This is a genomic window from Lysinibacillus phoenicis (assembly GCF_047238325.1).
Taxonomy (GTDB): Bacteria; Bacillota; Bacilli; order Bacillales_A; family Planococcaceae; genus Lysinibacillus; species Lysinibacillus irui.
The window spans coordinates 3,740,911-3,753,636 of sequence record NZ_JBDFMP010000002.1; the positions used below are offsets into that span (position 1 = coordinate 3,740,911).

The 12,726-nt window shown below is 35.0% G+C and carries 15 protein-coding genes; 11 read left to right on the forward strand and 4 right to left on the reverse strand.

The features are described from left to right. Window positions 1-32: 32 nt before the first annotated feature. Window positions 33-530 carry a GNAT family N-acetyltransferase gene (locus tag ABC382_RS20170; RefSeq protein ID WP_322611071.1) on the forward strand — a complete coding sequence of 166 codons (498 nt, stop codon included), beginning with the start codon at window positions 33-35 and terminating at the stop codon, window positions 528-530. Window positions 531-588: 58 nt separating this feature from the next. Here the strand turns inward: ABC382_RS20170 and ABC382_RS20175 are convergent, their stop codons facing one another. Together ABC382_RS20175 and ABC382_RS20180 are read right to left on the reverse strand one after the other, a co-directional pair. Next, window positions 589-834, reverse strand: coding sequence for a hypothetical protein (locus ABC382_RS20175; RefSeq protein ID WP_312505918.1), 246 nt, complete (start codon window positions 832-834; stop codon window positions 589-591). A gap of 105 nt (window positions 835-939) precedes the next feature. Continuing rightward, complete coding sequence (locus tag ABC382_RS20180) at window positions 940-1,098, reverse strand: YvrJ family protein (protein ID WP_274794319.1); 159 nt, start codon at window positions 1,096-1,098, stop codon at window positions 940-942. Window positions 1,099-1,270: 172 nt separating this feature from the next. On the opposite strand from ABC382_RS20180, the gene ABC382_RS20185 reads away from it, so the two are divergent. Together ABC382_RS20185 and ABC382_RS20190 are read left to right on the forward strand one after the other, a co-directional pair. Further along, window positions 1,271-1,822 (forward strand): sigma-70 family RNA polymerase sigma factor, encoded by a 552-nt coding sequence (locus ABC382_RS20185; protein ID WP_341386766.1) that lies wholly within the window; start codon window positions 1,271-1,273, stop codon window positions 1,820-1,822. 2 nt (window positions 1,823-1,824) lie between these two features. Next, on the forward strand, window positions 1,825-2,016 hold the full coding sequence (locus ABC382_RS20190; protein WP_322611068.1) for a hypothetical protein: 192 nt from the start codon (window positions 1,825-1,827) through the stop codon (window positions 2,014-2,016). Between the two features lie 55 nt (window positions 2,017-2,071). On the opposite strand, the gene ABC382_RS20195 is transcribed toward ABC382_RS20190, so the two are convergent. Both ABC382_RS20195 and ABC382_RS20200 read right to left on the reverse strand, forming a co-directional pair. Next, window positions 2,072-2,971, reverse strand: coding sequence for a 3-hydroxyacyl-CoA dehydrogenase (locus tag ABC382_RS20195; RefSeq protein WP_322611067.1), 900 nt, complete (start codon window positions 2,969-2,971; stop codon window positions 2,072-2,074). A gap of 294 nt (window positions 2,972-3,265) precedes the next feature. Beyond that, entirely contained in the window at window positions 3,266-3,898 is a 633-nt protein-coding gene (locus tag ABC382_RS20200; protein WP_341386765.1) for a LexA family protein, read from the reverse strand. A gap of 316 nt (window positions 3,899-4,214) precedes the next feature. Here ABC382_RS20200 and ABC382_RS20205 point away from each other — a divergent pair, with 316 nt between their 5' ends. From ABC382_RS20205 to ABC382_RS20240, 8 genes are all read left to right on the forward strand, one after another. Further along, the gene (locus tag ABC382_RS20205; protein WP_274794314.1) at window positions 4,215-4,613 is read left to right on the forward strand and encodes a hypothetical protein; all 399 of its coding nucleotides are present in this window, start codon (window positions 4,215-4,217) and stop codon (window positions 4,611-4,613) included. A gap of 373 nt (window positions 4,614-4,986) precedes the next feature. Further along, window positions 4,987-5,298 (forward strand): hypothetical protein, encoded by a 312-nt coding sequence (locus tag ABC382_RS20210; protein WP_322611065.1) that lies wholly within the window; start codon window positions 4,987-4,989, stop codon window positions 5,296-5,298. Between the two features lie 245 nt (window positions 5,299-5,543). Then, the gene (locus ABC382_RS20215; RefSeq protein WP_274794312.1) at window positions 5,544-5,885 is read left to right on the forward strand and encodes a hypothetical protein; all 342 of its coding nucleotides are present in this window, start codon (window positions 5,544-5,546) and stop codon (window positions 5,883-5,885) included. Window positions 5,886-5,911: 26 nt separating this feature from the next. Next, window positions 5,912-6,487 (forward strand): major tail protein, encoded by a 576-nt coding sequence (locus tag ABC382_RS20220; protein ID WP_274794311.1) that lies wholly within the window; start codon window positions 5,912-5,914, stop codon window positions 6,485-6,487. Between the two features lie 70 nt (window positions 6,488-6,557). Continuing rightward, the gene (gpG, locus tag ABC382_RS20225; RefSeq protein WP_274794310.1) at window positions 6,558-6,872 is read left to right on the forward strand and encodes a phage tail assembly chaperone G; all 315 of its coding nucleotides are present in this window, start codon (window positions 6,558-6,560) and stop codon (window positions 6,870-6,872) included. Window positions 6,873-7,062: 190 nt separating this feature from the next. Beyond that, window positions 7,063-10,407 carry a phage tail tape measure protein gene (locus ABC382_RS20230; protein WP_322611064.1) on the forward strand — a complete coding sequence of 1,115 codons (3,345 nt, stop codon included), beginning with the start codon at window positions 7,063-7,065 and terminating at the stop codon, window positions 10,405-10,407. Further along, entirely contained in the window at window positions 10,407-11,267 is an 861-nt protein-coding gene (locus ABC382_RS20235) for a phage tail family protein (RefSeq protein ID WP_322611063.1), read from the forward strand. Before ABC382_RS20230 ends, ABC382_RS20235 begins: the two co-directional genes overlap by 1 nt. A 12-nt stretch (window positions 11,268-11,279) precedes the next feature. After that, window positions 11,280-12,647, forward strand: coding sequence for a pyocin knob domain-containing protein (locus tag ABC382_RS20240; protein WP_322611062.1), 1,368 nt, complete (start codon window positions 11,280-11,282; stop codon window positions 12,645-12,647). Window positions 12,648-12,726: the final 79 nt, after the last annotated feature.

A 12,726-nucleotide genomic window follows, 5' to 3' on the forward strand; every position in this document is an offset into this window, starting at 1 on the left:
TAAAAATGAAAAGTATTTTGGGAGGGAAAAGAATGAATATTAGGCTTTTAACAGCAGCAGATGCCGAAGTTTATCGAGAATTGAGATTGGAAGGACTACAAACGAATCCAGAGGCATTTGGCTCTAGCTTTGAGGAAGAAAAGGATATATCGCTTGAGTCGTTTGCAAGTAGACTCGAAGGGCAGGGAACATTTACATTTGGGGCATTTAATCAGGGGGATTTGCTTGGAGTAGCGACATTAGTGCAAGCAAATAAAGTGAAGCTCAAGCATAAAGCGAGCATTTTTGCTGTCTATGTTTCTCCCAAAAAACGGGGATTGGGCATAGGAAAGCAACTAATGGTAGAAGTGATCAATCAAGCAAAGACATTAGTAGATGTCGAGCAGATTAATTTAACAGTTGTTTCTTCCAATGAATCAGCAAAAGGATTATACACATCGTTAGGCTTTCGCGTTTTTGGAACAGAGCGAAACGCCTTAAAAATAGGACAGCAATATTTTGATGAGGATTATATGGTACTGTTTTTCTAAGAAAGAAAAAGCCTTTGAAGTATGCACATTCAAAGGCTTCAATTTATTATGGTGAGTATCAAAGGAACAAAGAAAATAATGCAAAATATAAAAGAATGGCTGTCGTAAAAAGAATAAGTAAAGAGCTAACAATGCCCACTTTCTTTATAAGTAACCATATACTTAGCAAGATAACAATGACCGATAATGGGAGTGCTAGCCAAAATCCAAGAATCCCCAAGTATTCAATCATAATGGGGAATGAATCGTGAAAGTAATTATAGGGAATATCTAGCATGAGAAAAATGGTCACTATAAGATCCATAAAATTCCCCCCATCTAACTATTTGTTCTTACATATATGGTATGCAAATGCACGGTTAAGTCACACGGCAGTACTCTTTAAAAAGGGTGCTACCGTAAATTCTTATTATGAATCCTCGTTTTTATCTAATAACTTCATGATGGCTGCTTCTAAATCCTCAATTTTTTTTTCAAAGCGTATAAAGAGATAGATGGTGATGGCAATAGGGAAACCAGAATTTCCAATTAGGCTTACCCATATTTGAATCGTTTCGAGTGTTATCATGTCATCTTCCTCCTTCGTTAATGTTGTGCTTTACAACAAAAAGTGAAATGTCGCTTTATAAAATCAATATGAATAAATATTTTTGAGAACATTTGTTCTGTTTTTGGTTTATAATAGATATATGATATTCACTTTATTTATCAAAGAAGGCGGATCTATAGGAGTGATGAAAATGTGTAATGAGCATCAAAAAATAGAAGAGTTTTTTCGCAGGAATATAGAGCAGGTTAAAAATCCAATTATCAGTAGTTTTTTGGCTGATGCTAAAAATTTATATTTGGTTCAAAATGCTATCTTATATCCAACCGATTGTAATATGAAAATGGTTGATGAAACTTTCCAATCACACTATATAAGGGTTCGAAAAATAAAATATGTCAGCAGTTTAATTTATTATTTTAGCTTGGATTTTGATAAAAAAAGGAGAAGATTGCAAAACCGTTACTTATTAATTGTAGACAACGGCATATCAGAGTTTGACAGTGCAGGGGAAGATGAAAGGATTGAAGAAGGGCTATTAGATACGGTTGAAAATGAAGAGCTTTTTAAAGCATTAAGAAAGTTAACAGACAAGCAGCTTCAAATTTTAGAAATGATTTATGTAAAAGACAGTCCTATAAAAGTTATTGCTGAAAGCTTACAAACAACACCTCAGAATATATCCAATCTTCATCGAAAGGCATTAAATAAACTTCATCACATGCTTAGAAAAGAGGTGAACTAGGAATGGAAAACAACTACAATGAGGAAACGTTAATGATTATCGAGAACTTTACACCAAAAATTAAGCAATGTCTTCACCAAACAAGCTATCAGGAAAGAGAGGACTTGGAACAGGAGATCAAATTAAAAATTATTGAAAAGCTGGCAACGCAAGAATTTAATGATACACCTAGTTTTTGGGATTTTTTTATATAAACTAAGGAAAAGAGCAATGATCCTTTTAAAGAGGACAATTGCTCTTTCGATATCATTAGCCTTTTAGAAAATCTGGTTTTGCAAAGCTTGGATTTGGATATGTGTAGAAGCCTTCACCTGTTGCACGACCTAGTTTGCCTTTTTCGATATACTCTGTTTTTAAGAGGTTGGCTAATTTTTTCATATTGTCATCACCAGTAGCAGTTGCTTTCGCTTCTACAATGTTATAAGCAGTGTTAATGCCAACGATGTCTAGGATAGCAAATGGTCCAAGTGGAGCGCCTGTACCAATCATCCATGTTTTATCAATTGTTTCTGGATCAGCCACTTCTTTTACAAGTAAAGATTCAGCTGCATCTAAAAATGGCACGAGCAATGAGTTTAAAATATAGCCAGGTTGTTCTTTATATAATGGCAGTGGTACCATGCCGATTGCACGTGCAAATTCAACAACCTCATCAAATACCTTCATATCTGTACCTGGGTGCTTCATAATTTCAGCTGTATTGTTTTTCCAAATCGTATTAGCAAAGTGAAGCGCTAAAAATTTCTCAGGACGGCCAGTAGCTTCGGCAAATTGGCTCGGTAATAAAGTAGATGAGTTCGTAGCAAAGATTGTTTTTGCTGGCGCTACTTTACTAAGATTTGTGTAAAATTCTGTTTTGATGCTAACAACTTCAGGAATGGCTTCAATAACAAGATCAGCATTGGCAACGGCTTGAGCCAAGTCACTATTGAAAGTAAGACGTGCATAGGCAGCATCCACTTCTTCTTGAGTTGCACCTAAGTCTTGTTGATACAATGGTTTTAATTTTGTGATTCGGTCCTGTGCATTTTTTAGAGCCTCATCGTTAATGTCATAAACTGTTACATTGAACCCTTTGAACGCAGACTGATAAGCAATTTGACTTCCTAATACACCACTACCTGCAACCGTAATGTTTTGATAATTCATCGAAATTCCTCCTTCGAAATTGTTACATTAATATAATAGTTGGGATATGTAGATATTCCTTTGTTACAATTCCATACTACTTCTACCCTGGAATAAAAATCAAATGATAGCCCCTGATATTATATAAGTATAAAAAGAATGGATGGCTAGTTAAAAACTCTATTTGAGTAGTATGTGCGAATTTACATTAAAAATTAGTCATAAAAAAATTGTCACCCAATTGAGTGACATGCTTAATCTATAAAATTTTTTACTTTTATCTTTTCATTAATTATTATTTCTATGACTGTGAAATTATAATGTAACCTTAAAACTAATAGCTTTTCCAATAATTTTTGCAGGATTATTCTCATCCACTATATAAGGTTCATGTTTGGGGTTATCTGGCATAAGTAAAATCGTATCACCCTGTTTTTTTACGCGTTTAAGAGTCGCTTCAGTATCACCATTTACAAGTACAGCCGCTATTTCACCGTATTCAACTTCACTCTGCTCCCTTATAAGCACTTTAGAGCCGTTTGGTATGGTTGGTTCCATTGAATCACCTTTAGCCACAAGAGCGAAAATATTACCTGTTGGCAGTAATTCTGAAAACTCGTACATATACCCTTCTACATTTTGTTGTGCGATTATCGGCTCTCCACAAGCGATCACACCTAAAATTGGAATTTTAACAAAGTTAGGCTGTACCTCTATTAAGTTTGTTGGTTGTTCTTCTGTTAAATCAGAGCGTCTTATATTAAAATAGTCTGCCATTAATTGAATTTTATCGTGTCTAGGGTACGTACTAGCTTTCATCCAATTAGATACAGTTGTTTCAGGTATATTTAGTTCCCTCGCCATGTCTGTTTGATTTAAACCTTTCTTCTCTAATTGAAGTTTTAAGTTTTTTGAAAAAACCCTCTTTAATTTATCCGAGTTATCCATATTTCATCACCACCTTATAATAATAATACTGATAAAAAGTAGTGATGTAAACCTAAAAATACCGTTTAAGAGTATTTTTATCTTGACTATACCGTTTAAAGGTACTATATTGGAGATAACTTGTTATATGGTTAATAAATTACTTGGATAATAGGGGGAGTTAGAAGTGCAATTTAATAAGTATCGTTGTAAAAAAGAAATGAGAAGAAGTAAGTTGTTCACATGAAATACCGTTTAAAGGTGTTTTATAAAATGTAAACAGTTCAAAAGTGAAATTAGAAAAAAATTCAGAAATCCAAAAGGGTGGGTGTTATATATGTACGAATGGTTACTAGATTACCAGCAAATTGAGGATGAAATTGCTTTTTTAGAATATAACCTTGAGCGATCACAAAAAGAATTAAAACGATGGGTTACTGGGGATTTGGCTGGGGTAAAACTTACTGCTGAATCGGATGGAGCGAAACTAGAAGAACGTATTGAACGAATTGAACGAGAGTTGCAAGTTAAACTGATGGAACAGAAAAATTTCTTGGACCTTATTAGCAAGTTTAGTGGACTGAATCATAAAATATTAAAGTTGAAATATGTGGATGGCATGACATTAGAAGAAATAGCGGAAGTATTAAATTACAGTGCAAGTTATATTTACAAAAAGCATGCAGAAATTGCGAAGATGATAAAATTTGCTCATGAAATTAAACTAACAAATTAATTGGATTAGTAGGATCTTATGAATATTAAATAATGGAGTGACCACTTTTGTTAAAGGTGGTCTTTTCTATTGCCTAAATTATAGCTTTCACTTAATTGACACCAACTAGATTGTATAGAAAGGATTGCTAACTCGTAATATGATGGTAATGTAAAAGTTCGGTTATTTGAAGTACATTTTAGCTGAAAATTATTTTTAGTTTCTTTCCTTTTACTGACACTCAGATGATTGAATAGAAAGTATAGAAATTCCATTATATGATGTTAATGTAGAAGATTGTGATATGAAATGTTAACTTTACATGAATTATGTTAGCTAAAGACCACTCAAAATAGAGTGGTCTTTTAAAATACTCATATAAGGAGACGATTGGATGGAAGTACTATATGCAAAATGTAATAAGTCATGTGGTTATAAATTCTATGTTCAATATTTTAAGAAAGAAAGACTGAACCATACAATTGAAAAAAACTATTTTTCTTGCCCTAACTGTGGCCGAGAATACGTATGTTATTACACTGATGATAATATACGAAAACTTCAAGGCGAATTAAGGAAACTATATCTTGAAATGAAAAATGTTAATAGTTTCCAGTTTGATAAGTTAAAGAAAATTGAGTCTACATTGAAACAAAGTATTTGTAATAGTATGGCTGAAATTAAAAATATGGTTGAAAGTAGCTAGCAGTATTAAAAATATTATTGAAAGGTGGTGAAAAAACGTGATTAAAAGAGATCAAAAGATAACGTCTACTGAGTTATTGTCAGTAGGCGTTTTTAGTTTGCAAAAAATCAACAATTGTAGAATGACTGTAGTTGAATTGATTCTTTATTTTAGAAGTTCAATTTTTCATTCACTTAAGGGGAATATATTAAAAATCTAGCATTGACTGTGCTTTATAACTTTTCAATGAGTTAGGAGAAATAAATATGAAGGATCTAATGAATCATATTCCTATTATTTTAGAGCCATTAGGTTTGCCTATCATTTTTAATGGATTTCCTAAAGATTCCGAAAAACCAAATCAGTTTATTACTTTTTTAGAAATAAGTGCAAAGCCAATCTTTGTAGCTGGTGGAAACGAAATTGAAACTGAGAGGATTATTCAAATTAATGTATGGTCCAATATAAACTATCATCAGCTAGCAGAGAGTATTAAACATTTGATGGGAAATGCAGAATTTGAACGGATTCTAGAATATGATGAGCCTTATATTGCCGGTGAATCCCATTATAACAGGGTACTTCAATTCGTCTTCTGTGATGAATAATAATAAAAAATATGGAGGTCATGTAAATGACAATTTTAAATGAAAAACCACAAAAACTTAGCTTAAAACGTATTCATTATGCACTAATGACAAATGAACAAACAGAGACATGGGGTGAAGTTAAAACTTTAACCATGCCTATTTCCATGACACTTACACCTAACTTCTCAGAAGCGCATTTAGATGCAGGTGACCGCGTAGTAGATCAGGAAGCACAATTGGATTCGATTACAATTGCAGGGGAAACGGCTGATTTACCTACTGAAGTGCTAGTAGATTGGTACGGGCATAAGAAGTCAGCAGAAGGAGGTATCATTACAAATTCAAATGATACACCGAATCCAATTGCTATTGGATTTGAATCGGGAACTAAGCTTGTTTGGCTATTAAAGGCAAAATTGAAATTAGGTGAAGAAACAAATTCGACTCGTAAGAAAGGTGAAACAGGTTACAAGGTATATCCATTCGGTGGTGAGGCATTGCCATTAATTGATGGAGTAATTAAACATACGGTAGACACACGAGATGCAGGAGTAACGGTGACAGCCGAAACATTCTTTGCCTCTGTCGCAAAACCAAGTGAAACTGTTGTAACGCCTTAAAAAAAGAAACCCTTTATAGGGTTTCTTCTTTATTCAGAATAGAAAGTTACTAGAAAGGATGAATAACGAAATGCAAATTACGTTAAAAATTGATGGACAAGAAAAACAATTTTCAAATGACTTTGTGAAAGCCCGAGTGTTTCGCAATGCTTTAAAAATGAATGAGAAAATGAGACAAGAAGGAAATGAAATTTCTGTTGAAACGTTTGATGAAATGATTGCCTTTGTTGTCAATGTGTTTGAGAACCAATTCACAATGGATGATGTTTGGGATGGGTTAGAGGCAGGAAAATTGCAAGATGAAATTATGCGCGTTTTTAATAGTGTTCTTAACATTGGAGGACTAGAAACAAAAAGCATTATAAATGATGAGGAGGGAAAGTAAGTGAAATAACTCCTTATCAACATATTAAATTATTTTATAGAAAATTGATAAAAGAGGGTTATAAACTACATGAGGTAGACGAAATGGATATTCATTTTTGGTTCGAACTAATAGTTGATATTGATGAAGTAGAGGAAGTCACAGCTGATGAAATTTCCTGGTTGTGATGGAATAAAGGTGGTGATTGAATATGGCAGAAATTAGTGCTGTTGAGCTTAATTTAAATACAACGAATTTTAATGGCTCTATAGAACAATCAACTCGTAATTTGACAGCAATGGGAGCTGAATTAAGGGCATTACAAGCACTAGGTAATGAATATGAAAGTTCGGTGGAAGGTTTAACGAATAAACACAATATTCTAACACGTTCTGTTGAAGCTGCAAACCTTAATTTTACGGAGCAACGTAGAAAGTATGATGAATTAATAGCCTCAGGTTCAGCAAATACTGAAGAAATAGAAAAACAAGCAATTGCTGTGAATGAAGCTCTTGTTGAATACAATAGTTTAAATACACAGCTAAAAGAAGTTGATCAGCAATTAAGTGAACAATCATCAAAATGGAACAAATTTCAAGAGCTTGGTGGAAAGTTAAAGACTGTCGGAGAAAGTATGTCCACGATTACAGCTCCTATTAAAGCTTTTGGTGTATATGCCCTAAATGCTGCTGTAGATTTTGAAAGTGCTTTTGCTGGTGTGCGTCAAACTGTAAACACAAGTGAGGAAAATTTTAAGAAGCTTGAAAGTGGAATTCGTAGTATGGCTAAGGAGCTTCCAGTAAGTGCTACTGAAATTGCAGGAGTTGTTGAATCTGCAGGACAGCTAGGAATTGCAGAAGAACATCTACTTTCATTTTCTCGTGCTGTTATTGATATGGGCAATTCAACGGGAATGACACGTGAACAGGCAGCAAAAGAGTTTGCTGAATTTGCAAATATTGTAGGAATGGGGCAAGGAGACTTTGATCGATTAGGTTCTTCTATTGTTGATCTGAGTACTACAATGGGTGTGGCTGCCTCCGACATTATGAAGATGGGAATGGGATTTGCTGAGCAAGGTTCTAAAATTGGTTTAACTGAAGCTCAAATAATGGGACTCGCTGCTACTATGTCGAGCCTAGGGATTAATGCAGAAACTGGGGGAGCAGCTATGACTTCAGTTTTGCAAAAGATTCAAAAGGCAGTTGGTGATGGCGGTGAAAGTTTATCTGGTTTTGCTAAAGTAGCTAACATGACTAGTGCCGATTTTAAAAAGGCATTCGAAACAGATGCGGCCTCTGCGTTAGATGCATTGGTAAAAGGGTTAGCGGAATCGTCTGAAGGTGGAGCTAACTTAAAAGATGTGCTTGCAGATTTAGGGGTTAATGGTGATGAAACTGATGTACTTTTAAGTATGGCTGGTGCTTCGGATTTACTTACATCAGCTGTTAATTCTTCTACAGATGCCTGGAAGGAAAACACGGCTTTATCTGATAAAGCAGCTGAGCGTTATCAAACGACAGAATCTCAAATAGCTATAATGAAAAATCAACTGGTAGATGTAGGTATAAGCATCGGAAATGTGTTAATTCCCATTATTCAAAAAGTTCTTGATATTTTTGTACCCTGGATAGAGAAGTTCAGCAGTTTATCTTCTGAAACACAAAATACTATTGTCATTATTGGAGGTTTAGCAGCTGCTATTGGCCCTCTACTAGTAGTTGGAGGAACATTAATTTCAAGTATTGGATCAATTGTAACCGCGATTGGTGGATTTTCAGTGGCAATTGGAGCTGCAGGTGGGGCGACCACGGCATTAGGGGCTACTTTAGCCTTAATAACGGGACCAATAGGTCTTACTGTCGGTGCACTTGCAACTATTGGGATCGCAGCATATGCAGTAACTAAGGACCTTAATGAATCATCTATTCAGGTGGAAGATTGGAAAGGTAAAGTATCTGAAGCTACTGCAGAGTCAGTAGGAAGCTTTTTAGAGTTATCAGATCAAGCAACAGTGGCACTTAATCAACTAGCATGGTCTGGAGAAACAGTAACACAAGAGATGGCGACAAATATGATAGCCATTTATAGCGATATGGGTGATCAAGTGTTAGCTGAAATGCAAGCTGATCATGCTCAAGAACTTGAGACAATGCAGAACCATTTTGCTTCAAGTAATGCTTTAACTGAAGAGCAGGAAGCAAGTATTTTAGAACGTGTTGCACAGAGTCACGCAAAGCAACAAATGGTTATTACAGATGGAAAGGCACGAATTACAGAAATTTATCAAAATGCTGCTGAAAACAATAGAAGTATAACAGAAGCAGAGCAACAGGAAATTAATTTGATTCAAGAAATGATGAAGGAGAATGCAATAAAGCATCTTTCTGATAGTGAGGTAGAGCAAAAGATTATTTTAGAAAGTTTAAAAAATGAAGCCTCAAAGATTTCAGCAGAGCAAGCTGCTGAAGTTGTCCAAAACTCCTTGAAACAAAAAGAAGATGTTATACGAGATGCTGAAGATCAATACAACGAAACATACAAGTGGGCAATAAGACAACGAGATGAAACTGGTGCCATGTCTGCAGAAGAGGCACAAGCTGTGATTGATGAAGCTGCTCGTAAACGAGATGAAACCATTAAAAACGCTGAATCTATGCATCAAAAAGTTGTTAGTGAAGCAAAACTCCAAGCTGAAGAACATGTAAATAAAGTAAATTGGGAAACTGGAGAAGTACTTTCCAAGTGGGAAGTTTTTAAAAATAATGCTTCAAAAAAGTGGGATGATATTAAAGGAAGTGCCTCGAATAAATGGGAAGAAATGAAAGCAGACACCATACGTATTTGGGAAGAAATAAAGGCTTGGCCTGGTAGGAAAATAGAAGAGATGAAATCCACAGTCGAAGACAAAATGACAGAGGTCAAAAATAAAATCGAAACAAAGTGGAATGAGGCACAGTCATTTTTGAAAAATATTGAGCTAGCAAGTATAGGTAAAAACATTGTCTTAGGTTTGATTTCAGGAATAGGTGATATGTTTGGGAATGTCCGTAGGAAAATTGAAGAATTAGCAGGACTTATTCCAAACTGGGCAATGGAAATCCTAGGTATTAAATCTCCTTCTCGAGTATTTATGGCTATTGGAAGAAACACAATCGAGGGCTGGGAAATTGGAATGGCCGAGAGAAAAAATAATCTAAAAGGAGTAATGAATGACTTAACAGATAGTGTTGAAGATACAGTTCGGAAAAACTTGGGTATTCATAGTCCTTCACGTGTTATGCGTAGTTTTGGCATTAATATTGGCCAAGGATTAATTTTAGGGATTGATGATATGGCAGGTAGGGTTGCAACTGCAACACAGCAGTTAGCTTCAACTATGGATGGTTATAAAGGTATAAGTTCTTCACAAGCTACATCAATTGATAGATCTCGCACCTATACTAATGGAGATACAAATATTTATATATATGATAGTCACCCTTCACCGTCAGAAATAGCCCGAAAAAATAAACAAGTACAACGTCAATTAGCAATGGAATGGGGGATGATCTGATGATTGAAGAGGTAATATTTACAAACGCACGTGGACAATCCATTAAATTCTCCAATCAAAAGCCCTTCTTATTACAATCTGTTGAGGGGAAAGCGGATGTTAGTGCTGATATTCAAACACAATCTGCGCCATTTCAAGACGGTAGCACTTATATAGACAGCTACCTACAACAGCGTTCGATAGCTTTAAATGTTGCAGTATTGGCAGAAAACACCTTATCAATGTTAGAACAGCGGCAGCTGCTTGTTACTATATGCAATCCTAAATTTGGGCTTGGAAAGCTCACTTACATTAAAGGAAATACAAAACGAGAAATTCAAGCAGTTGTTGAAAATGTACCAGTTTTTGGTGTGGGAAGAGAGAACAATGGCATAAGATTTCAACGAACTATTATTAATTTTCTTTGTCCTTCACCTTTTTGGCAGGCATTTTCTACTGAAAGTTATAAGTTAGTAGACTTTGTTAGTAATTTTAGATTTCCCTTTTATTTCCCTGTACGTTTTGCTACACGAGGTGACTCGAAAGTGCTAATTAATAATGGTGATGTACCAACACCAATCGTAGTAGAGTTCAGAGGACCTGTTGTAAATCCCCAAATTACCAATATAACAACTGGGGAATTTATTCGTGTAAATCGAGAAATACCTATAGGCTACAAACTTATTCTTGATACATCATTTGGCAATAAAAAAGTCGAGATAGAGAATCCTAATGGTGTTAAAGAAAATGCATTTCACTACATTGATTTACAGTCAACCTTCTTTCACTTAGAGGTAGGTGAAAATAGGGTTGCATTTATTACTGATAGTGGAAATCCTGAGGTATACGTAAAGTATAAAAAAAGATATTTAAGTGTATAAGGATGTGATGAAATGGCAGAAAAATATAAATTTTTTGATCCAGTACAAAGAGAAGATGGAACATATGATAGAGAATATAGTGCTCAAGAGTTTACTGATTATTTTAAAACGTTAATAAATACTGGCATTCTAAAAGCAGCCGGCAATCAATTAAATGTTACAGCAAATGGATCTAATATGATGACAACCATTGACACAGGGGTTGCATTTATATTAGGGCGCTATTATGAAAATGATAGTTTAAAAGAATTGCTACATGATACGGAGTCACTTGGAAATAGTCGTATCGACAGAATAGTTATTAGAATGGATTTAAGTACAGAGGCAAGATATGTCAAAGCATTTATTAAAAAGGGTGTAGCGTCTGCAAATCCTGTTGCACCACCATTAACCCAAATAGCAAATTTTTACGAGATTAGTTTAGCTCAAGTTCTTGTAGTAGGGGGACAGACATTTATTTCAGCTGAAGCTGTTGTAGATGAACGTGGAACAAATGATATTTGTCCGTGGGCTGATAGTAACATTTTGCCAAGTTTTGATGATAATGCTTTGAAGCAACATATTGCGGACAACAGTAAGCACCTTCAAGATGGAGAACGTGGAAAATGGGATAAGAAAGCAGATTTTATAGCAGCTGATAAATCAGTTGGTGTGGATTATCCTGATCCAAATACATCTCTAGATTCGATTTTAATTACCAACCATGCTAATGCTCAAAGTGAAGGTAGTAATAATTTTTGGTATATTGACCAAATATTTTATAATACTGTTGGGCCAAATAGTAGTCGATCTCAATTTGCTAGGTCATATCTTGGTGATAAAGCAGATATGAAAATCAGACATTTTTATAATGGTCAGTGGTCACCATGGGGGCCAAGTCTACAAGGTTTAAAGCAATCTGTCAGTAATGGGAAAGCATTAGTCGCAAGCGCTATTACTGACATGGGAGTGGCAACATCTCCAACAGCAGAGTTTGCGACGATTGCTAAAAATGTTAGAGCTATTCAAACATTCAAATATAGAGAACAATACTTCTTATTCGAAGTAGGAACAGCAGCAAGACATCAACTTGAGTTCCTTTTTGATGCTGGATTTACCATTAAACACGCAAATATAATTTGTCATGATTTTTCTTATGATAATAATTCAAAAAGGACAGGAACAAGCATATCTTTGACCGCTGGAGAATCTAGTTTTCGTCAGGCAGGTGGTGCAACCAGTAATGGTATTATTATGGCAAATGTATCAAAGTATTTTCACACTGATGGCACATACCAAACTGTTATTGATGGAAATTATGTGCGTGTAAGATTGACTTACCATTCTTCTACAACAATCTCTGCTCAAACTTTGGTGATTACAGTACAAGCTTGGGGATGAGAGAAGTGAATATTTATAAAAAGTGAAATTGAAAAAGTTGGAGGGATAAAATATTGGTTAAATACAGAAGGTGTTTAGG